This window comes from Lichenibacterium minor (assembly GCF_004137685.1).
Taxonomy (GTDB): domain Bacteria; phylum Pseudomonadota; class Alphaproteobacteria; order Rhizobiales; family Beijerinckiaceae; genus Lichenihabitans; species Lichenihabitans minor.
In genome coordinates, this window is record NZ_QYBB01000031.1 from 1 (window position 1) to 20,428 (window position 20,428).

The following is a 20,428-nucleotide window of genomic DNA, read 5'->3' on the forward strand; positions in this document are numbered from 1 at the left end:
AAGACGTAGGCCGCGCGGCCCGCCGCGACCGTCCCGAGGCCGACGAAGGTGAACCCCAGGCGGGCCGACGTGGCGAACCGTAGAAGTCGGACGGGGTAGGGTCCCTTTGGGTCCCTCTGGCATCTGGGGGACCCTGGCGTTTGACCCCCCACCCCCAGTTTCAAAATCCCCGCTAAAGCCTCGCGTTGTTGTTCGGCTTCGCCGGCTTGAGTGGGTCCCAGGAAACTCCGGGTCCCCCCGGCAAATGGGTCCCCCGGCCGCTTCGGATTGCTAAAACTGTGAGTGGAGTTATTGCAACTACAGGGTATAGGTTCGGAAATGGTCCGGGTCCCATGAAGGCGGCCAGGTCCCGCTGGCCAGCCAGTCACACGCGAGGTCACACACGGGCAGCTTGCCTTCCGTCCACTTCGTGCTAGAACAATGACTTAGTGGGACGCCGTAGTGGGTGATTTGCCGGCCAGGGGCACCACCCATCTTCCGGACCGTTGATCTTACTTCGTCATCGGTCCGATCTGTCCCACTTTTCGGCACCCCTTTTCCGAGTGGGACACCTTCGTTCCCTAACCGTCCCGTCTCCAGCGTCGCCATCCCGCTCCGGGCGAGGCTCGCGCGGCCGTCCAGCGGGTGGTCTCCTTCGACGCCGAGCGGTTGGCGACCGCCATCGGCTCGCGGTCGGTGAGGCCGAGGACACGGCCATCGACATCGTTCTGCCGCGCGCCTTAGGGCGGCCTGGACAGCGCCGCCCACAAGGTCGCCGGCCGTGCCGCATCCATGACGAACGCTGCCGGGATCCGCGATGTGGCCCTCGCGGAGTTCAAAGGCGCACTCGACGCCGCGAAGGTCGAGCCGGAGCGGATGTGGAAGGATCGGGGTGCCGGCCGCGCCGCGAGCGCTCGACGCGCTTCCGCTACCGGTGATGGCCCTTCCCGATGACAGGCCCGCGCAGGCCTGGGGGAGCCTGGTCCGGCACCATGCCCCACGCGCCCCGGCCTCATGGCCGGGGCGCTTTGATCGTTTCTGTTTCCGCCCGCTATCGAGCGGCCGAGGCCGAACCGGTTGATCCTACTGGCACTCGTTCTCGTGCTTGTTGCAATACAGGTTCGGGGCAACGCGCGACGCGCGCTCCTGCTTGACCTGCGCAGTGTCCGACCCGGGATAGACCCGATGCTGGTCCGCTGCCGTCGCAGGCGACAGGGAAGCCGCGACCGTCGACAGGGTGACGAGGGCCAGCAGGGTAGCCTGCTTCGGGGAGGCGAAGAGCTTCATGGGAGTTTTTCCTAGTTCCGCCGCGGATGGCCGCTGCTGATGACTAAGTTTGTGCTCATAATCGTTATCGAGTCCATAACGATCTGATAAAAAATGTTTTATGATCGACTCGCCGATCCATGATCTGGGGGCCGTCACAGGTTGAAGGCAGAATGATGGGCCGATACTTGCGTCTGTAGGATCGGGCGGCCCTTTGTGCTCTGCCTGCTGCCGCCCTCGTTCGAAATACACCTCCACAGGAGAGCCCTTCCCGGTGGCGATCCGGCCAGCGGCATCGAGCGCCATCCGACGACCGGCGATGCACCACCCCCGTCCCGCGCGCGCCGGCTCCGGCCGCGGGTCACAACCCCAGGTGCGCGTGGGCTTCCGCCGGCCGCATCTCGCGGATCGCGTCCTCGGTGAAGCCGAGCTCCCGCAGCCGCTCCTTCTGGCGGCGCGTGATCATCAGCGACACGGCCGGCGCCGCCGCCGCCGCCGCCGCCGCGGCCAGCCAGCCCAGGCCGTCGTCGGTGGCGGCGCGGGGCCGGTATTCGGCGCCGACCCAGCCGGCGTAGCCGAGCGCGTCGATGGCGCGGAACACGTCGGGGTAGTCGGGCGTGCCGGAGTCCGGCTCGGCGCGGTCCGGCACGGACGCGAACTGGATGTGGCCGACGAGGGGCAGGAAGCGCCTCAGCGTCGCGACGACGTCCTGTCCCACGGACGCGACGTGGTAGCAGTCGAACATCAGCCGGAGGTTCGGGGCGCCGACGGTCTCGATCACCGCCGCGCCCTCCGCCACCGTGGAATAGAAGTAGCCCGGCGCGTCCTTGGGGTTGATGGGCTCCAGCAGCAGCGTCAGCCCGTGCGGCTCGGCCGCGCGGGACGCGTTCCGCAGGTTGGCCACGAAGGTGTCGCGCGCCGCCGCGGGGTCGGCGTCGCCGATCACCCCCGCCATGCAGTGGATGGCGCTCCCGCCCGCCGCGACGCAGAACGCGATGGCCTGGTCGACGGCGGCGGCGAACTCGGCTTCCCGGCCCGGCAGCGCGCCGAGCCCGGACTCGCCTTCGCGCCCGCGCGACGTGTTCACCCCCAGCAGCGTCACGCGTCGCGCGTCGCAGCGCTCCCGCACCTCGGCGGCCGGGGTGTCGTAGGGCCAGTGCAGCTCGACGGCCCGGAAACCCGCCGCCGCGGCGGCGTCGATGCGGTCGAGCAGGGGGCGGTCCGGCCACAGGAAGCCGAGGTTGGCCGAGAAGCGGGGCATGGGCGGGGTCCTCGAAGCGGGCGGGCTCAGCCCCCGATGCGCCCGCCGAGCTCGTCCTCGACGTGGGCGCGGACGATCTCGTCCATGGAGGCTTCGGCGCGGAAGCCCAGCGCTTCGGCGCGCGACGCGTCGAAGTCGCGCGGCCACCCCGCGACGATGCGGGCGATGGCGGGGTCGGGCTCGTGGCGGATCAGCGCCACGGCGCGCTCGCCGGCGACGCGCCGCAGCGCTTCGATCTCCTCGGCCACCGTGGCGGACAGGCCGGGCAGGCTCAGGGTCCGGCGCGCCCCGAGGCCCGCGACGTCGATGGTGGCGGCGTGGAGCAGGAACCCCACCGCGGCACGGGGGCTCGCGAACCAGTGGCGCACGTCCGTCGGGACGGGCAGCACGGCGTCCCGCCCGACGAGCGGCTCCCGCAGGATGTTGGAGAAGAACCCCGAGGCGGCGAGGTTGGGCTTGCCCGGCCGCACGCAGATCGTCGGCAGGCGGATGCCGATGCCGTCGAAGAAGCCGCGGCGCGAATAATCGCCGAGCAGCAGTTCGCCGATCGCCTTCTGGGTGCCGTAGCTCGTCAGCGGGGTGAGGAAGAACTCGTCGCCGATGCGCTCGGGGAAGGGGGCGCCGAAGACCGCGATCGACGAGGTGAAGACGACCCGCGGCCGGTAGGGCTCGCGCAGGCCCTCCTGCCGGATCGCCTCGAAGAGGTGGCGCGTGCCGTCGAGGTTGATGCGGTAACCCTTGTCGAAGTCGGCTTCCGCTTCGCCCGACACGATGGCGGCGAGGTGGAACACCACGTCGGCGCGCCGGGCCGCGAGCCGCCCGGCCTCGCCCGGGGCCGACAGGTCCGCCGTCACCGCCTCGACCGCGCCGCCGAAGGCCGGGGGGGCCGTCGGCGCCACCACGTCGACCAGCGTCAGGCGCTCGACGTCCCCCGTCCCGAGCCGCCCGTCCGCGGCGAGCCGCTCGGTCAGCTTGCGCCCCACCATGCCGGCAGCCCCGATGATCATGACGTGCATGGTTCGCCTCCCCTTGGCCGGCGCCCTGTTCGGCCGTGCCGATGCGAACGGCCGAACCCGGCGTTTGGATCGGGCGGGGCCGCATTTCCGGGGAGCCGGGCGCCCGGGCGGCGCCCTCCGTCCCGCAGCCCCGGTGGCGCCGCGTCGAGAAAAGCGCCGGAGCACCCTTGCGGATGGCCGCTTCATGCCGATCTACCATCCATATGGATGGCGTGAGGATGGTGACATGGCCGGCGACGTTCGGGGTGCGAGGGCCAAGGTGCCCGACAGCGAGAAGATCACCATCAACCTCGGCTTCGTCGACCTCGGCCACATCGACCTGCTCGTGCGGGACGGCTTCTACGCGAATCGGACGGATTTCATCCGCACCGCCATCCGCAACGGGCTCGAGCGGCACGGGGACGCGGTGAAGCAGTCGGTGGCGCGCAAGCGCCTCAGCCTCGGCCTCACCCATTACGGGCGCCGGGACCTGGAAGCCGCTGTGGCGGCGGGGGAAACGCTCGACATCCAGGTGCTCGGCCTCGCCACCATCGGCTCGGACGTGACGCCCGAGCTGGCGCGCGCCGCGATCAGCTCCGTCCAGGTGCTGGGCGCGCTCCACGCCAGCCCCGCCGTCAGGGCCGCGCTGGCCGACCGCACGACCTGACTGCCGCTCCCGTTCCGCGGCGCCGTCCCGACACCCCCGCCCCCGCACCCCGCGGGGGACCGAGCCCCCATGCCCGAAGGACCAGACCCATGCCCAGGACCTCCGCTTTCGACCTCGGCCGCTTCGCCCGGCTGCCGTCCCTCGACGCCCTCAGGGCGAAGCTGCCGCCGATGCCGGCGCTCGGCGACCTGCCTCCCCTCGCCGGCGGCGGCGTCGCCCCCGGCCTGCGCGACATGCTGGCCCGCCTGTCCGAGCTGAAGCCGGGGTCGCCGCTCTGCGCCATGGGGCCGCGCGGCCCCGCGGCGGCCGAGGCGCCCCTCCCCGCCGGCGCCCGCTTCACGGAGTTTGCCCATCGCGGCGCCGCCGGCACGCTCGGCTACCGGCTCTACGTCCCCAGCCGCACCGCCGGGCAGCCGATGCCGCTGGTGGTGATGCTGCACGGCTGCACGCAGTCGCCGGAGGACTTCGCCGCCGGCACGCGGATGAACGAGGTGGCCGAGGAGCGGGGGATCCTGGTGGCCTATCCGCGCCAAACGCAGGGCGCCAACGCGCAGAAGTGCTGGAACTGGTTCGACGCCGCGGGCCAGCTCCGCGACCGGGGCGAGCCCGCGCTGATCGCCGGGCTGACGCGCGACGTGATGCGCGACTTCGCCGTGGACCCCGCCCGGGTCTACGTGGCGGGCCTGTCGGCCGGCGGCGCCGCGGCGGCCATCCTGGCGCAGTGCTATCCGGACCTTTACGCCGCCGCGGGCGTGCATTCGGGGTTGGCGGCCGGGGCCGCCCGCGACATGCCGGGCGCCTTCGCGGCCATGCGGGGCGGCGGGCGGGCCGCGGCCGGCCGTGCCGTGCCGGTCATCGTCTTCCACGGAGACGCCGACCGCACCGTGGCCCCCGTCAACGGGGAGCAGGTGGTCGCCCAGGCGCGGGGCGGGGCCGCGCTGACGGCGGACACCGTCGGCGGCCGCTCCGAGGGCGGCCTCGCCTTCACCCGCAAGGTGGAGTGCGACGCGGCCGGCCGGCCGATGGCCGAGCATTGGATGCTGCACGGCGCCGGCCACGCCTGGTCGGGCGGCAGCGCCGCCGGGTCCTACACGGAGCCGCGCGGCCCGGACGCCAGCCGCGAAATGCTGCGTTTCTTCCTCGAGCACCGGCTCGGGGCGGCGTGAGCCGTCAGAGTCTGTGGAGGTCTCGAACGTGTGCCTGAATGCCCTCTGAAAATATCGAGGAGATTTCCCCCTCGGTTCCGGCCAGAAGGGCATTCATTCACAAGCTCTCAGGCGATCCGCACCGTGAGGCCCGGCAATCCGGCGATGCTGCCTTCCAGCACGTCGCCGCGCTTGGCGGCGCCGACGCCGTCCGGCGTGCCGGTGAAGATCAGGTCGCCGGGCTCGAGCCGCACGAGCCCGGACAGGTAGGCGATGGTTTCCGGCACCGACCAGATCATGCGCGACACGTCGGACGACTGTCGCACGGCGCCCCCCACCTTCAGCTCGATGGCGGCGCTCGCCATGGGTCCGGCCTTGTCGGCTTGCAGGAGGTCGCCGATGGGGGCCGACAGGTCGAAGCCCTTGCTCATGTCCCAGGGGCGGCCGGCCTTCTTGGCCACGGACTGCATGTCGCGCCGCGTCATGTCGAGCCCGACCGCGTAGCCCCATACGCAGGCGGCGGCGTCGGCTTCCGCGATGTCGGCGCCGCCGCGCCCGAGGGCGACGACGAGCTCCAGCTCGAAGTGGAGGTCGGCGGTGGCGGACGGGTAGGGCATGTCGGCGCCGCCGGTCAGGAGGGCGTCGGCCGGCTTCGTGAAGAAGAAGGGCGCTTCGCGGTTCGGGTCGTGGCCCATCTCGCGCGCGTGTTCCGCGTAGTTGCGGCCCACGCAGAAGACGCGCCGCACCGGGAACGATCCCCCGCCCGACACGGGCACGGCGGTGATCCGCGGCGGCGCGATGACGTAGTCGGACATGGTCGGGCTCCTCCCGGGTGTGGCGCGGGGAGGTCTAGCCCACGACGCGCCGGCCCGCCACCGCGTCCGCGCCGCCGGCGAGGGCGTCGCGCGTCACTCTTCCGGTTCGGTGGTGAACTGCAGCGGGAAGCCGCGCGAGCGGCCGAGGTCGGTGGCGCGTTCCGCCTTGGTCTCGGCCACGTCGCGCGGGAAGACCGCGATCACGCAGGAGCCCTTGCGGTGCGCCGTCAGCATCACGGCACTGGCGTTGGATTCGCCCATCTTGAACTCCGCCTTCAGCACCATCACGACGAATTCGCGGGGCGTGTAGTCGTCGTTGATGAGGATGACCTTGTAGAGCTTGGGGCGCTCGGGCTTGGTCGTCGTGGCGGGGCGGGTGACGAACGTCGTGTCGGGCATGGCGGAACTCGCCCTGAACTTGTGATGGCGGCCAACGCATGGCACCGGCGGCCTGTTTCGTCCAGGGCGGCGATGCCGCGCCGCCCGTCCGTCACCTCGTCCGGGCCCCGCCGGACGATCGATCCGCCCCGCTCGCCGCGATGGGTCGGCGCGCCTATACAGGGCAATCACCGACATGGAGCGGAAGCGGATGCGGATCGACCTTTCGAACAAGCGCGCCCTGGTGCTGGGGGCGAGCGGAGGCCTCGGCGGCGCCATCGCGCGGGGCCTCGCCGAGGCGGGCGCCACGGTGGCGGTGTCGAGCCGCTCGGCCGACAGGCTCGCGGCCGCCTTCCCCGACGACCGGGCCTTCCCGAAGCTCGCCGCCGACCTCGCCGCGCCCGGGGTCGGCCGGAGCCTCGCCACGCGGGCGCTCGATGCCTTGGGCGGGGTCGACATCCTGGTGAACAATTCCGGCGGGCCGCCGCCCACCACCGCGCTCGGCGCCACGGACGATCAGTGGCGCGCGCAGTTCGACGCCATGGTGATGAGCCTGGTCGACCTCACCGGCGCGCTGGTGCCCGGCATGCGCGAGCGGCGCTGGGGGCGCATCGTCACCGTCGCGTCGTCGGGCGTCGTGGCGCCCATCCCCAACCTCGCCCTGTCGAACGCGCTGCGCGCGGCGCTGCTCGGCTGGTCGAAGACGCTGGCCGCCGAGGTCGCCGCCGACGGCGTGACGGTCAACATGGTGCTGCCCGGCCGCATCGCGACCTCCCGCGTCGAGGCGCTCGACCGCGCCAACGCCGAGCGCAGCGGCCGCAGCGTCGGGGAGGTCGAGAAGGCGGCGCTCGCCACGATCCCGGCCGCCCGCTACGGCACGCCGGAGGAATTCGCCGCCGCCGCCGTATTCCTGGCGAGCCCGCAGGCTTCCTACGTCACCGGGACGACGATCCGCGTCGACGGCGGGGCGCTGCGTAACGTGTGACGCGGTTCCGGAAAATGAAGCCTGTGAATCTCGGCCGGGGCTGTGAACCTTCGCCGGTGCATCGGACTTGAGTCGGCGAAGTTGAGCGGAGGCGAACGCGCTTTCCTCGACTCTTGACGGCGCCCTCGCGGGCGCCGCTCTACTGTTCATTCACGTTTCAGGCAGGGGTTCATCATGGCGGCCAAGGAAAAGACGCTCAGCGACGCGTTCTACGAGACGCTGAAGGACGTGTATTGGGCCGAGAAGCAGGGCACACGCTCGCTCGGCAAGGCCGCGAAGGCCGCCAAGGACCCCGAGCTGAAGAAGGTGTTCGAAAGCCATCGCGAAGAAAGCGCCCACCAGATCGAGCGCCTGGAGCAGGTGTTCGAGATCATCGGCAAGACCGCCCGGGCCAAGACCTGCGAAGCCATGAAGGGCATCTCGGAGGAGATGACCGAGGACCTCGAGGACTTCGGCGACACCGACGCCGCCGATGCCGTGCTGATCGGCTGCGCGCAGGCCGTCGAGCACTACGAGATCGCCCGCTACGGCACGCTGAAGTCCTGGGCCAAGCAGCTCGGCTTCGCCGATGCGGAGAAGCTCCTCGGCGAAACGCTGGAGGAGGAGAAGAAGGCCGACCAGATGCTCAGCGACGTGGCGGACAGAAACGCCAACGCGGCCGGCGGCGAGGGTGAGATCGAGGAAGAGGACGGCGAGGAAGACGAGGACGAGGAGGCCCGCGGCGAGCTCGAGGGCGACGAGGCCGACGAGAAGGCCAAGGGCGACAAGAAGCCGGCCAAGAAGGCTCCGGCCAAGAAGGCCGCCGAGAAGGCCTGACGCTCCGAAGCGTCCAGGGTTCGACGAGCGAGACAGGGCGGCCCGCGGGCCGCCCTGTCCGTTTTGGAGCGATGGGCCGCCGGGGAAACGGCCCGGGGCGATGCGGTCCGTTATTCCGCCGCCGGCACGTAGAGCTTGCCGCCCGCGTCCATGAACTCCTTCGACTTCTCCTCCATGCCCAGCATGGCCTCGGCTTCGCGGCGCAGGTCCTGGGTGATCTGCATGGAGCAGAACTTCGGCCCGCACATCGAGCAGAAATGCGCGACCTTGTGGGCGTCCTTCGGCAGGGTCTCGTCGTGGTAGCGGCGCGCCGTGTCGGGGTCGAGCGACAGGTTGAACTGGTCCTCCCAGCGGAAGTCGAACCGCGCGCGGCTGAGCGCGTCGTCGCGCATCTGCGCGGCGGGGTGGCCCTTGGCGAGGTCGGCCGCGTGGGCGGCGATCCGGTAGGTGATGACGCCGGTCTTCACGTCGTCGCGGTCCGGCAGGCCCAGGTGCTCCTTCGGGGTGACGTAGCAGAGCATGGCGGTGCCGAACCAGCCGATCATGGCGGCGCCGATGCCCGAGGTGATGTGGTCGTAGCCCGGCGCGATGTCGGTGGTCAGCGGCCCGAGCGTGTAGAAGGGGGCTTCGCCGCATTCGGCGAGCTGCTTCTCCATGTTGACCTTGATCTTGTGCATGGGCACGTGGCCCGGGCCTTCGATCATCACCTGGCAGCCCTTGGCCCAGGCCACCTTGGTGAGCTCGCCCAGCGTTTCCAGCTCGCCGAACTGCGCGGCGTCGTTGGCGTCCGCCAGCGCGCCCGGCCTCAGCCCGTCCCCGAGCGAGAAGCTCACGTCGTAGCGGCGCATCAGGTCGCAGATCTCGTCGAAGCGCTCGTAGAGGAAGCTTTCCTTGTGGTGCGCCAGGCACCAGCGCGCCATCATGGAGCCGCCGCGGCTGACGATGCCGGTGACGCGGCGGGCGGTCAGCGGCACGTGGTGCAGCCGCACGCCGGCATGGATGGTGAAGTAATCGACGCCTTGTTCGGCCTGCTCGATCAGCGTGTCCTTGAACACCTCCCAATCGAGCTTGACCGGGTCGCCGCCGACCTTCTCCAGCGCCTGGTAGATCGGCACCGTGCCGATCGGCACCGGCGAGTTGCGGATGATCCAGGAGCGGATGTTGTGGATGTTGCGGCCCGTCGACAGGTCCATGACGGTGTCGGCGCCCCAGCGGATCGCCCACACCAGCTTCTCGACCTCCTCGGCGGCGCCCGACGTCACGGCCGAGTTGCCGATGTTGGCGTTGACCTTGACGAGGAAGTTGCGCCCGATCGCCATGGGCTCGACTTCGGGGTGGTTGATGTTGGCCGGGATGATGGCGCGGCCGAGCGCGATCTCGCTCCGCACGAACTCGGGCGTCACGAACTCGGGCAGCGCCGCCCCGAAGGAGTTCCCGTCCGCCAGCGTGGCGGCGGCGCCGGCGACGGCGGCTTCGCGGGCGAGGTTCTCGCGGTGGGCGACGTAGACCATCTCCTCCGTGATGAGCCCCGCGCGGGCGAACTCGTATTGCGTGGCCATCTGGCCGTCCCGCGCGGCGCGCAGCGTGCGGTGGGCCGGGCAGGCCTCGACGACGCGGTCCTCGGGCAGGTTGCCGTTGTCCTCGGGGCGCACGGCGCGGCCGGCGACGGGGCTGAACCCGCGGCCGGCGATCCAGCCCTCGCGGATGGAGGGCAGGCCCTGGCGCAGGTCGATGCGGGCGTCGTCCTCCGTGTAGGGGCCGGACGGGTCGTAGACCCGGACGGCGGGCTCCTTCGGGTCGCTCAGCGCGATCTCGCGGAACGGCACGCGCAGGTGCGGGTGGGACTTCGGCGCGGCATACACCTTGCGCGAGCCGAAGATCGGCCCGGTGGTGACGGTGTCGGGCGCGGGTGCGACGTTGACGGCCGCCTTGGTGCCGGCAGAGCCGGTGCCGGCGGGTTCGGACGGTTGAAGCGACATGGATCTCCTCCACTCTGGTTGGAGACCCGGGCGCGATGGGTGTGGAGGAGCCGGGGACGCGAAGCCGCGCGGCAGATCCGTCCCTTCGCCGGCATGACCCGGATCAGGTTCAAAGGGATCGGCTCGTCGCCGTCTCAGCCCCGGTCATGGGACGCCCCTCGGACGCGTGCAGATTGGCGCGGCGCCGGACGGGCGTCAAGCCGGTCGGGCCGCCGGGGCACCGCCCGGCCTGGACCGGGACGCGGCTGGGCCTGCCCCGGCGACCCGACCGTCGGCCTCGGGCGTTGGCGTGCCGGCATCCTGCCGCGGAGCGACCCCACCATGCGCCACGCCATCGCGATCCCGATCCTCGTCGCCCTGTCCGGCGCGGCCGGCGCCACCCCCGCCCAGCGCGACGCCCACATGGACGACTACCTCGCCATCTGGTCGCGGAACGGCGCCATCACGCCCGCCATCGTGTCGCGGCTCTATGCGCGCCGCGTCGACTACTACGGCCACGCGATGTCGGCCGAGGCCGTCTACCGCGACAAGCTCGCCTTCACGCGGGCGTGGCCCGTCCGCCGCTACGCCGCCGTACCCGGCACCGTCACCAACGATTGCGGCGCGGGCGCGGACCGCTGCCGCGTCACCGCCCTGATGCGCTGGAGCCGGGCGGACGGCGCCGGCCATTCCGCCAGCGGCACCAACAGCGTCCGGCTCGACCTCGCCCGGCAGGACGGCGCGCTGAAGATCGTGCGGGAAAGCGGGGCGCCCGCGTCGGGACGGCGGTGAAGGGGGCGGGTCGAAAGCAGAGCTGCAATAATTCTCCGCGCCGTCTTCAACCCATCGGCGATCGGGCGTAAAAGGTCGCCGGCCCCGCCGGGACGGCCCACGGCTCGACGCAAAGAGCCATGACGAGGCGCCGGCGGCCATCGGTGCCACCCCCATGTCGGACCTGTCTCCCGTGCTCGGCTTCCTGTCCGAGCATCCCGTCTACGACGCCGTCGCGATCCTGCTGCTCGTCCTGGTGCTGTCCGTGCTGCGCGGCAGCTTCGTCTACATCCCCAACACGCAATACGGCATCGTCGAGCGCCGCTGGAGCGCCCGGCGCTCCCGCGAGCCCTTCGCCCCGATGGCCGTCAACGGCAATGCCGGCTTCCTGCCCGAAGTGCTGCGCGGCGGCTGGCACACGCTGCAGCCGTTCCAATACGTGGTGCACAAGCGCCCGCTGATCGGCATCGACCAGATCGCCTACCTGGTGGCGCGCGTCGGGCGCCCGCTCGAATCCGGCCAAGCGCTGGGCGAATGGCCGAACGACGTCGCGGTCGACGACGCGCGCGGCTTTCTCGACGGGGGCGGCCAGGCCGGCCCGCAACGCCGCACCCTGCGCTCGGGCACCTATGCGATCAACACCGCGCTCTTCGCCGTCATCACCGAGGACGACATCCACCACCTCGACGCGGCCAAGAAGGACGACGCCCAGTTCCAGGCGACGCTGCGCGACCGCGACGGCTTCCAGCCGGTGGTGGTGAAGGACGACCGCATCGGCATCGTCACGGTTCAGGACGGGCCGGCGCTCCAGCACGGCGAGATCATCGCCCCCACGGTCGGCACGGATGCCGCCAACCCGGACCACTTCCACAACTCGTTCCAGAACATCAGCCGCTTCCTCGCCGCCGGCGGGCGCCGCGGCCGGCAGGAACAGGTGCTCGTGGAGGGCACCTACTTCCTCAACCGCCTCTTCGCCACCGTCGAGGTCACGGGAAAGCGCCGCATCGAGATCGGCACCGTCGGGGTCATTAACTCCTTCGTGGGTCGCGAGTCCGACGAGGCCATCACGGCCGAGAACGGGCGCGGCCGCACCGTCGAGGTCGGCAGCCGCGGCATCTGGCGCCGCCCGCTCGAGCCCGGCAAATACGCCATCAACCCCTACGCCGCCGAGGTGGTCGACGTGCCCACCACCAACTTCCAGCTGCGCTGGATCGCCGGCGTGGTCAGCGCCGCCGCCATCCCCAACGGCCGGTCCTACGACGACGACCTGCGCGAGATCCCGGTCATCACGCGCGACGCCTTCGAGATCCTGGTGCCGCTGTCCGTCGTCGCCCACATCGCGCCGATCAACGCGCCCCACGTCATCCAGCGCTTCAGCCAGATCGAGCGGCTGGTGAACCAGACGCTCGACCCCTTCGTGTCCTCCTACTTCAAGGACACGGCGCAGCGGAACACGCTGCTCGACTTCATCGAGCGGCGCGTCGACATCGGCAAGGAAGCGCTCGACGCCATGAAGGCGCGCCTGAGCGAGCACCGGATCGAGATCGAGGAGGTGATGATCGGCACCCCGCGCCCCGCGCCCGGCGACACCCGCATGGAAGCCATGCTGGAGCAGCTGCGCGCCCGCCAGCTGGCCCGCGAGGAGCAGAAGACCTTCGCCGACCAGCAGGAGGCCGCCACCAAGCGCAAGGCCCTGAACGAGCAGGTCGCCCTGGCCGAGCAGCAGGCCGGCATCACCCGCTCGGAGCTGTCGATCCGCATCGCCGAAAACGAGGGCGCCGCCGAAACGGCGCGCAAGCGCAAGGCGGCGGACGGCATCAGGGTGATGGCCGAGGCGGAAGGCTCGGCCGAAACGGCGCGCAAGACCCGCGCCGCCGAGGGCATCCGCGTCATGGCGGACGCGGAAGCCTACGCCGCCAAGGCGCGGTCGGAGTCCTTCGGCGGCGACGAGAACCTGATGCGGCAGGCGGTGCTGAACGCGCTCGTCGAGATGGTCAAGGACAGCAGGACGCCGCTGGTCCCTTCCGTCGTCCTGGGCGGCGGCGGGGAAGGCGGCGGCATGTCGGGCATCCCCGGCCTGCTCCTCGCCATGGTGGCCAAGGACCTGGTGCCGGCGGATGCCCAGGCGCAGGAGATGAAGGGGCAGGGGACGAGGGGCTCGGACGGCCAGGGGCGGCGGTGACGTCCGGCAGGGGAGGGAGGGCTTCGCGCCGCCCTCTCCCTGCCGTCAGAACGGCAGGTTGAACACCCGGTAGGGCTGCAGCGCGCCCTGTTCGATCGGCCCGAAGGCGACCACCACGCCGCCGCAGGCCGCATAGGCCATGCCCTCGGCGGGCGCGTCGCGCCCCCGCAGGATCAGCGCCTGGCCGCGCCGCAGCCGCGCCGCATCCTGGCGCGCGATCTCGACGCCCGGCACCTCGCCGAGGCCCGCCTCGACGCGGCGCAGTTGCCCCATGAAGGCGGACGGGTCCTCGTCCTCGCCCGGCAGCGCGGCGCCGTCGACCTCGAGGAACGGGCCCACGCGCGTGCGGCGCAGCGCGTTGACGTGGCCGAGGCAGCCCAGCGCGTCGCCGAGGTCGCGCGCGATAGCGCGCACGTAGGTGCCCTTGCCGCAATGGGCTTCGAGCACGGCCTCGTCGACCGAGCATTCGATCAGGTTCAGCGCGTGAATGGTGATGGGACGCGCCGCCAGTTCGAACACCTCGCCTTCCCGCGCCCTGTCGTAGGCGCGCTCGCCGTTGACCTTGATGGCCGAATAGGCGGGCGGGCGCTGCATGATGGTGCCGAGGAAGGACGGCAGCAGCGCTTCGATCTGCTCGCGCGTCGGGCGCAGGTCGGAGGTCGCCACGACTTCGCCTTCGGTGTCGTCGCTGTCCGTCTTGATGCCCCACCGGATGCGGAAGCGATAGCTCTTCGCGCCGTCCTGCACGAACGGCACCGTCTTGGTGGCCTCGCCGAACGCGATGGGCAGCAGGCCCGAGGCCAGCGGATCGAGCGTGCCGGCGTGGCCGGCCTTCTTGGCGTTGAACATGTGCTTCAGGCGGCCGACCGCGTGCGTCGACGTCATGCCGACAGGCTTGTCGAGCACCAGCCAGCCGTTCACCTCGGCCTTGGCCCGGCGGGGCGGCCGGCCGTTGCCGCGCGTGTCGGCGGGTCGCGCGTCCTGCGCTTCGGTCGTGCTCATCGTTTCAGTCCTGATCGTGGTCATCGTCGCCCTGCAGGTCGCGCTGCACCACGGGGGACGCCAGCAGCGCGTCGATCCGGGCGGACTTCTCGAAGCTCTCGTCGACGCGGAACTTCAGGTCGGGGGCGAATTTCAGCGCCACCTTGTGGGCGAGCTCGGTGCGCAGCACCTTCTTGTGCTTCTCCAGCGCGTCCACCACCGGCTTCACGTCGCCGCCGCCGAGCGGCATCACGTACACGTTGGCGAGCTTGAGGTCCGGCGACATGCGGACTTCGGGCACGGTGACGACGAGCTTGTCGAGCACGGGGTCGTTGATGGCGCCGCGCGACAGCATCTCGGCCATGACGTGCCGGATCAGCTCGCCGACGCGCAGCATGCGCTGCGACGGCTGGGCGCCGGAATGGTGCACTCTGGACATGGGATTCTCGGTCCTGGACCTGTGAGCGGCCGCTCCGCGGACCGCTGGGAGAGCACGGACGGCCGCCCGGGGCGCATCCCCGCGCGTCCTGCACCGTCCGGCGCCGCCGATCCGTCGGACCGGCCTCAAACGAAATGCGGGAAGGCGAGCCCCTCGGGCCCGCCTTCCCGCCGATGTCACCCCGGAGGGCGCCGCCCGGTCAGAGCGAGCGCTTCTCCTCGTGGACGCGGTAGCACTCGATCACGTCGCCCGAGCGCATGTCCTGGTAGGTTTCGAAGGCCATGCCGCATTCCTGGCCGGCCACGACGTCCTTGACCTCGTCCTTGAAGCGCTTGAGCGTCGACAGCTTGCCCTCGTGAACCACGACGTTGTCGCGGATGAGGCGCACGTTGGCGCCGCGCTGGACGTTGCCGTCCGTGACCCGGCAACCCGCCACCTTGCCGACCTTGGAGATGTGGAAGACCTCCAGGATCTGGGCGTTGCCGAGCATCTCCTCGCGGAGCGTCGGGGGCAGCAGGCCGGACATCGCCGCCTTCACGTCGTCCACGAGGTCGTAGATGACGTTGTAGTAGCGGATCTCCTGGCCGTTCTGCTCGGCCATGGAGCGCGCCTCCTTGTGGGCGCGGACGTTGAACCCGATGATCGCGGCGTTGGACGCCTCGGCCAGCGTGATGTCCGATTCCGTGATGCCGCCCACGCCGGCGTGGATGATGCGGGCGCCGACCTCGTCGTTGCCGAGCTTGTCGAGCGTGGCCAGGATGGCCTCGACCGACCCCTGCACGTCGCCCTTGATCAGCAGCGGGAACTCCTTCTTCCCGACCGATGTGAGCTTGGTCATCATGTCGACGAGCGAGCCGCGCACGGAGGCGCCGCGGGCGACGGCCTTCTCGCGCCTCACGCGCTCCCGGTATTCGGTGATCTCCCGGGCGCGGGCTTCGCTTTCCACCACGGCGACGCGGTCGCCCGCATCGGGTGCGCCGCCGAAGCCGAGCACCTCGACGGGGAAGGACGGGCCGGCCGAGGTGACCGGGTCGCCCGTGTCGTCGAGGAGGGCGCGCACGCGGCCCCACTGGGACCCGGCCACGACGATGTTGCCGATCTTCAGCGAGCCGCGCTGCACCAGCACGGTGGCGACGGGGCCGCGGCCGCGGTCGAGCCGCGCTTCCACGACTGTGCCCTCGGCCGACCGGTCCGGATCGGCCTTGAGGTCGAGAACCTCGCTCTGCAGCTCGATGGCCTCGAGCAGCTTGCCGAGGTTGGTCTTCTGCAGGGCCGAAACTTCGACTTCGAGCGTGTCGCCGCCCATGCTCTCGACCTGCACGTCGTAGTGCAGCAGCTCGGAGCGCACCCGCTCGGGCTTGGCGCCCGGCTTGTCGATCTTGTTGATCGCCACGATGATCGGCACGCCGGCCGCCTTGGCGTGGTTGATGGCCTCGATGGTCTGGGGCATCACGCCGTCGTCCGCCGCCACCACGAGGATGACCACGTCCGTCACCTTGGCGCCGCGGGCGCGCATCGCCGTGAAGGCGGCGTGGCCGGGCGTGTCGATGAACGTGATGGCGCCGCCGGTCGGCGACGTCACCTGGTAGGCTCCGATGTGCTGCGTGATGCCGCCGGCTTCGCCTGACACGACCGCGGTCTGCCGGATGGCGTCGAGCAGCGACGTCTTGCCGTGGTCGACGTGGCCCATGATGGTCACGACGGGCGGGCGCTGCAGCAGGTCGTCGTCGGAGCTCGGCTCGTCGAACAGGCCTTCCTCGACGTCCGACTCGGCGACGCGGCGCACCGTGTGCCCCAGGTCCTCGGCGATCAGCTGGGCCATGTCGGCGTCGATCACGTCGGTGATCTTCGCCATGTGGCCCTGCTTCATCAGCATCCGGATCACGTTGGTCTCGCCTTCCGACATGCGGTTGGCGAGCTCCTTGATCGTGATCGTCTCGGGCAGCACGACTTCGCGGAGGATCTTCTCCTTGGTCTCCTGGCCCCGGTGACCGTTCATCCGCTGGTTGCGGCGACGGGTGGACGCCAGCGACCGGGTGCGATCGTCCTGCTCCGACGTCGCGGTGGACACCGTCAGGCGACCGCGGTCCTTCTGCGGGCCGGAACGCGACGGCCGCGGCACGGCGAGCCGCGCCGGCGGGTTCATCATCGGGCGACGGATCACGGGCTGCAGTCCGCCCTCGGACGGGCGGGCCGCGCTGGCGGTCGGGGGGCCACCGGCCCCACCGGCGCTCGGCGGCAGGCGACGGCTCGCCTCCTCCTCGGCGCGGCGCTTGGCCTCGATCTCCTGGGCGCGGCGCGCGTCTTCCTGGCGCTGACGCTCCTCGGCGGCGGCGCGCTCGACGGCGGCGGCGGCTTCACGCTCGGCGCGACGCTTGGCGTCCTCCTCGGCGCGGCGGCGGTCGTCCTCCTCGCGGGATTTCGCGCCGACCAGCGCGCGGGCGCGGGCCTCGCGCTCCTCCTCGGTCAGGGTGCGAAGCACCACGCCGGTCTGCGGGCGATTGCCGCCGGGACGGGCCGGGGGGGCACCCCGGCCGCCGGCCGGCGGGGGAGCGCCGCGGTTGCCCGACGCGGGCGCGCCGGAACCGGACCTGTTGCCGACGGGCGCGGGACCGCGGCCGGCCGGCTGGCCGGGGCGGACGGGTTGGCCGGGGCGAGCCGGGACCGGCGCGCCGCGCGGCGGCACGGAGCCGGTGGACGGACGTCCGGCCGGGGCGGCGGGCGCCGCCGGGCGAGCCGGCTGCGGTGCCGCCGCCTGCACGGCGGGGGCCTGGACCGCGGAAGCCGGGGTCGTGGGGGCCGGGGCGGCGGGAGCCGGCACCGCGGCGGCCTGGGGCGCCGCCGCCGGGGCGGGCGCTGCCGGAGCGGCGGCCTGGGGTGCGGCCGGCGCCGGTGCCGGGGCAGCGGCCGGGGGCGCGACCGGAGCCGCGGCCTTGACGGGCGCTTCGACCGGCTTCGGCGCGGCGGGAGCCTCGGCCTTGACGGGGGCAGGGGCGGCCGGCGCGGCGCTGGGCGTTTCCGCCGCGGGAGCCGCCGGCTTCGAAACGGGAGCGGGCGCGGGCGCGCGGGCCTGGACCGGCGCGGACGGCACCGGCGCGGGGGCGGCCGGGCTCTGCGGCGCTGCCGAAGGCGCCGCCTGGGCCGGGGCCGCAGGCGCGACCGGGCGCGCGGGCGCAGGCGCGGCAGCGGCCGGCTTCGCGGGCGCCACCACGCGGCTCTTCACCTTTTCGACGACCACCTGCTTCGTACGGCCGTGGGAAAAGCTCTGTCGAACCGTGCCCTGCTCCACCGGTCGCTTCAACGACAGGGTGGCCTTCTGGGTCACGCTCAGAGTCTTCTCGCCAACGTTGTTCGGTTCACTCATCAGTCATTCGTCCTGAGGGCCGTGTCCGTGCCCCAATCCTGCGAGCGCCGAAGCCGATCTTCGGCAAGTGTCTCGCTCAATCCTCGATAGGTCTCGTCTCGATCGTCGAATGGGGTGCCGCGGCTTTCGCCGCCGATCCCCCGCGATAGCGCGCCAGTCGCCGCGCCCGCGTCAAAAATCCCTCGGCTGCCCGACCCCCGGCCACCGCTGCGTGTATCACATTTGTGCGCCCCAGAGCCAAATCCAATTGGTCGGAGCGAAAATCTCGAACGCGGGCGATGGAATCCGCCTCGTCGCCCATCAGGCGGCGGACGGCGGCTTCCATCTTTCGGATGCCGTCGGCGCTGCCGTCGCTCGCCGAGATGAGCGCGGCCGGCACCTTCGGCCCGATGGACCCTTCGACCTTGGTGGCTCCCGCGACCACCAGGCCGGCCTTGTTGGCGAGGCTGAGCGCCTGCAATGCATCTTTTTCCATGAGGCCGTCAATCATGTCGGCCAGCGTGGGCGGCACCTCCACCTCGGATTTGAACGCGCGCTTGAAGCTTTTCCGCTTCACCGCTTCGAGAACCTTCGACCGTTCGGCCGTGACCCAGGCGCCTCGCCCGGGCAGCCTGCACCGCAGGTCCGGGACGACGGACCGGTCGGGGCCCACCACGAAGCGGATCAGGGCTTCGGGCGATCCCTTCGACCGCGTGACGATGCAGGTGCGCTCCGGCCCCTCGTCGGGAAAGGCGACCGCGTCGGACAGGTCGTCCGACTCGGCGTCGCCCGCGGGCGTCGTCGCGTCCGTCATCGTGCCGGCCCCGCGTCAGGCCATCTCCTCGTCGGCCGGGGCGTCCTCGCCTTCCTGGCCCTCTTCAGCGGCCTCGATCCAGCCGGCCTTGAGGCGGGCCTGCATGATCATGGCCTCGGCATCCTCGCGCGACAGCTCGAAGCCGTCGAGGTAGCCCGGGACGCGGGTCGATTCGCCGTCCTTGCGCTCCGTGTAGCCGACGAGGTCGTCGGGCACGCAGCCGGCGAAGTCCTCGATCGACTTCACGTCGTTCTCGCCGAGCGGAACCAGCATGGCGGTCGTCAGCCCGTCGATCTCCTTCAGCTCGTCGAGCACGCCCAGCGCCACCCGCTTGTCGTCGTGCTCCTTCTCGATGGCGTCGAGGTGGGCGCGGGCGCGGGACTGGATTTCCCCGGCCGTGTCCTCGTCGAAGCCCTCGATGTTGCTGAGTTCCGCCGGCTCCACGTAGGCCAGCTCCTCGAGCGAGCGGAAGCCCTCTGAGGCCAGCAGCTGCGCCACGGTCTCGTCGACGTCGAGAGCGCCCATGAACAGGGCGGTGCGCTCCACGAACTCCTTCTGGCGGCGCTCGGATTCTTCGGCCTCGGTCAGGATGTCGATGTCCCAGCCGGTGAGCTGCGAGGCCAGGCGGACGTTCTGGCCGCGTCGCCCGATCGCAAGGGAGAGTTGGTCATCCGGGACCACGACTTCAATGCGCGACGAGTCTTCGTCGAGCACGACCTTGACGACTTCGGCCGGCTGCAGGGCGTTGACGATGAAGGTCGCGGCGTCGGGCGACCAGGGGATGATGTCGACCTTCTCGCCCTGGAGTTCGGTCACCACGGCCTGCACGCGCGAGCCGCGCATGCCCACGCAGGCGCCGACGGGGTCGATGGAGGAATCGCGCGAGGTGACGCCGATCTTGGCGCGGGAACCCGGGTCGCGGGCGACGGCCCTCACCTCGATGATGCCGTCGTAGATTTCCGGCACCTCCTGGGCGAACAGCTTGGCCATGAACTGGGGATGGGTGCGCGACAGGAAGATCTGCGGCCCGCGCTGCTCGCGGCGCACGTCGTACACGTAGGCGCGGATGCGGTCGGCCGGGCGGAAGGTTTCGCGCGGGATCAGCTCGTCGCGGCGCACGATCGCCTCGCCCCGACCGGCGAGGTCGACGACCACGTTGCCGTATTCGACGCGCTTCACCACGCCGTTGATGATCTCGCCGATGCGGTCCTTGAACTCGTCGTACTGCTTGTCGCGCTCGGCTTCGCGCAGCTTCTGCACGATGACCTGCTTGGCCGACTGGCCGGCGATGCGGCCGAACTCGAAGGGCGGCAGGGTTTCCGAGATCCAGTCGCCCACCTGGGCGGCCGGGTTGCGGCGCCGGGCCTCGGGCAGGGTGATGTGGATGGCGTCGTTCTCGATCTCGTCGACGACGAGCAGCAGGCGCGAGAAGCGCGTTTCGCCGGTGCGCGGGTTGATCTCGGCGCGGACCTCGGTTTCCTGGCCGTAGCGGGAGCGCGCCGCCTTCTGCAGCGCGTCCTCCATGGACGAGATGACGATCGAGCGGTCGATATTCTTCTCGCGGGCGACCGCTTCGGCGATCTGCAGAAGTTCGAGCCTGTTGGCGCTGACGGCCATGAGAGTGTCTCCTCGA

Annotated in this window: 17 protein-coding genes and 1 riboswitch; of the genes, 6 read left to right on the forward strand and 11 right to left on the reverse strand. The window is 71.3% G+C overall.

Annotated features, from left to right (window positions below; genetic code table 11):
• Positions 1-1,062 precede the first annotated feature (1,062 nt).
• The 3 genes from D3273_RS20225 to denD all read right to left on the reverse strand — a co-directional run bounded on the left by D3273_RS20225 (position 1,063) and on the right by denD (position 3,522).
• On the reverse strand, positions 1,063-1,266 hold the full coding sequence (locus D3273_RS20225; protein WP_129228707.1) for a hypothetical protein: 204 nt from the start codon (positions 1,264-1,266) through the stop codon (positions 1,063-1,065).
• A 340-nt stretch (positions 1,267-1,606) separates the two neighbouring features.
• On the reverse strand, positions 1,607-2,506 hold the full coding sequence (locus D3273_RS20230; protein WP_129228708.1) for a hydroxypyruvate isomerase family protein: 900 nt from the start codon (positions 2,504-2,506) through the stop codon (positions 1,607-1,609).
• A 26-nt stretch (positions 2,507-2,532) separates the two neighbouring features.
• Positions 2,533-3,522 carry a D-erythronate dehydrogenase gene (denD, locus tag D3273_RS20235; protein WP_129228709.1) on the reverse strand — a complete coding sequence of 330 codons (990 nt, stop codon included), beginning with the start codon at positions 3,520-3,522 and terminating at the stop codon, positions 2,533-2,535.
• Positions 3,523-3,748: 226 nt separating this feature from the next.
• On the opposite strand from denD, the gene D3273_RS20240 reads away from it, so the two are divergent.
• Together D3273_RS20240 and D3273_RS20245 are read left to right on the forward strand one after the other, a co-directional pair.
• Entirely contained in the window at positions 3,749-4,168 is a 420-nt protein-coding gene (locus D3273_RS20240; RefSeq protein WP_129228710.1) for a CopG family transcriptional regulator, read from the forward strand.
• A gap of 89 nt (positions 4,169-4,257) precedes the next feature.
• Positions 4,258-5,334 (forward strand): extracellular catalytic domain type 1 short-chain-length polyhydroxyalkanoate depolymerase, encoded by a 1,077-nt coding sequence (locus D3273_RS20245; RefSeq protein ID WP_129228711.1) that lies wholly within the window; start codon positions 4,258-4,260, stop codon positions 5,332-5,334.
• Between the two features lie 107 nt (positions 5,335-5,441).
• Here D3273_RS20245 and D3273_RS20250 read toward each other — a convergent pair whose 3' ends face one another.
• Positions 5,442-6,128: a fumarylacetoacetate hydrolase family protein gene (locus D3273_RS20250; protein WP_129228712.1), complete on the reverse strand. Its 687-nt coding sequence runs from the start codon at positions 6,126-6,128 to the stop codon at positions 5,442-5,444.
• A 93-nt stretch (positions 6,129-6,221) separates the two neighbouring features.
• On the reverse strand, positions 6,222-6,527 hold the full coding sequence (gene clpS, locus D3273_RS20255) for an ATP-dependent Clp protease adapter ClpS (protein ID WP_129228713.1): 306 nt from the start codon (positions 6,525-6,527) through the stop codon (positions 6,222-6,224).
• A gap of 190 nt (positions 6,528-6,717) precedes the next feature.
• Between clpS and D3273_RS20260 the strand changes: the two genes are divergently transcribed.
• Together D3273_RS20260 and D3273_RS20265 are read left to right on the forward strand one after the other, a co-directional pair.
• Positions 6,718-7,491: an SDR family oxidoreductase gene (locus D3273_RS20260; RefSeq protein ID WP_129228714.1), complete on the forward strand. Its 774-nt coding sequence runs from the start codon at positions 6,718-6,720 to the stop codon at positions 7,489-7,491.
• Between the two features lie 174 nt (positions 7,492-7,665).
• The gene (locus tag D3273_RS20265) at positions 7,666-8,307 is read left to right on the forward strand and encodes a YciE/YciF ferroxidase family protein (protein WP_129228715.1); all 642 of its coding nucleotides are present in this window, start codon (positions 7,666-7,668) and stop codon (positions 8,305-8,307) included.
• A gap of 110 nt (positions 8,308-8,417) precedes the next feature.
• On the opposite strand, the gene thiC is transcribed toward D3273_RS20265, so the two are convergent.
• Positions 8,418-10,286, reverse strand: coding sequence for a phosphomethylpyrimidine synthase ThiC (thiC, locus tag D3273_RS20270; protein WP_129228716.1), 1,869 nt, complete (start codon positions 10,284-10,286; stop codon positions 8,418-8,420).
• A gap of 63 nt (positions 10,287-10,349) precedes the next feature.
• A riboswitch (TPP riboswitch) is annotated at positions 10,350-10,455 on the reverse strand.
• 152 nt (positions 10,456-10,607) lie between these two features.
• Here thiC and D3273_RS20275 point away from each other — a divergent pair.
• Positions 10,608-11,057, forward strand: coding sequence for a hypothetical protein (locus D3273_RS20275; protein ID WP_129228717.1), 450 nt, complete (start codon positions 10,608-10,610; stop codon positions 11,055-11,057).
• A gap of 154 nt (positions 11,058-11,211) precedes the next feature.
• Positions 11,212-13,218 (forward strand): SPFH domain-containing protein, encoded by a 2,007-nt coding sequence (locus tag D3273_RS20280; RefSeq protein WP_129228718.1) that lies wholly within the window; start codon positions 11,212-11,214, stop codon positions 13,216-13,218.
• A 45-nt stretch (positions 13,219-13,263) separates the two neighbouring features.
• Here the strand turns inward: D3273_RS20280 and truB are convergent, their stop codons facing one another.
• The 5 genes from truB to nusA form a co-directional block, all read right to left on the reverse strand.
• Positions 13,264-14,220, reverse strand: a complete 957-nt coding sequence (truB, locus tag D3273_RS20285; protein WP_129228719.1) for a tRNA pseudouridine(55) synthase TruB — start codon at positions 14,218-14,220, stop codon at positions 13,264-13,266.
• A gap of 4 nt (positions 14,221-14,224) precedes the next feature.
• Positions 14,225-14,638: a 30S ribosome-binding factor RbfA gene (gene rbfA / locus D3273_RS20290; RefSeq protein WP_129228720.1), complete on the reverse strand. Its 414-nt coding sequence runs from the start codon at positions 14,636-14,638 to the stop codon at positions 14,225-14,227.
• Positions 14,639-14,837: 199 nt separating this feature from the next.
• Positions 14,838-18,002, reverse strand: coding sequence for a translation initiation factor IF-2 (gene infB, locus D3273_RS20295; RefSeq protein WP_129228721.1), 3,165 nt, complete (start codon positions 18,000-18,002; stop codon positions 14,838-14,840).
• Between the two features lie 76 nt (positions 18,003-18,078).
• Positions 18,079-18,795 carry an RNA-binding protein gene (locus D3273_RS20300; protein ID WP_129228722.1) on the reverse strand — a complete coding sequence of 239 codons (717 nt, stop codon included), beginning with the start codon at positions 18,793-18,795 and terminating at the stop codon, positions 18,079-18,081.
• A 15-nt stretch (positions 18,796-18,810) separates the two neighbouring features.
• The gene (nusA, locus tag D3273_RS20305; protein WP_129228723.1) at positions 18,811-20,412 is read right to left on the reverse strand and encodes a transcription termination factor NusA; all 1,602 of its coding nucleotides are present in this window, start codon (positions 20,410-20,412) and stop codon (positions 18,811-18,813) included.
• Between the last annotated feature and the right edge of the window lie 16 nt (positions 20,413-20,428).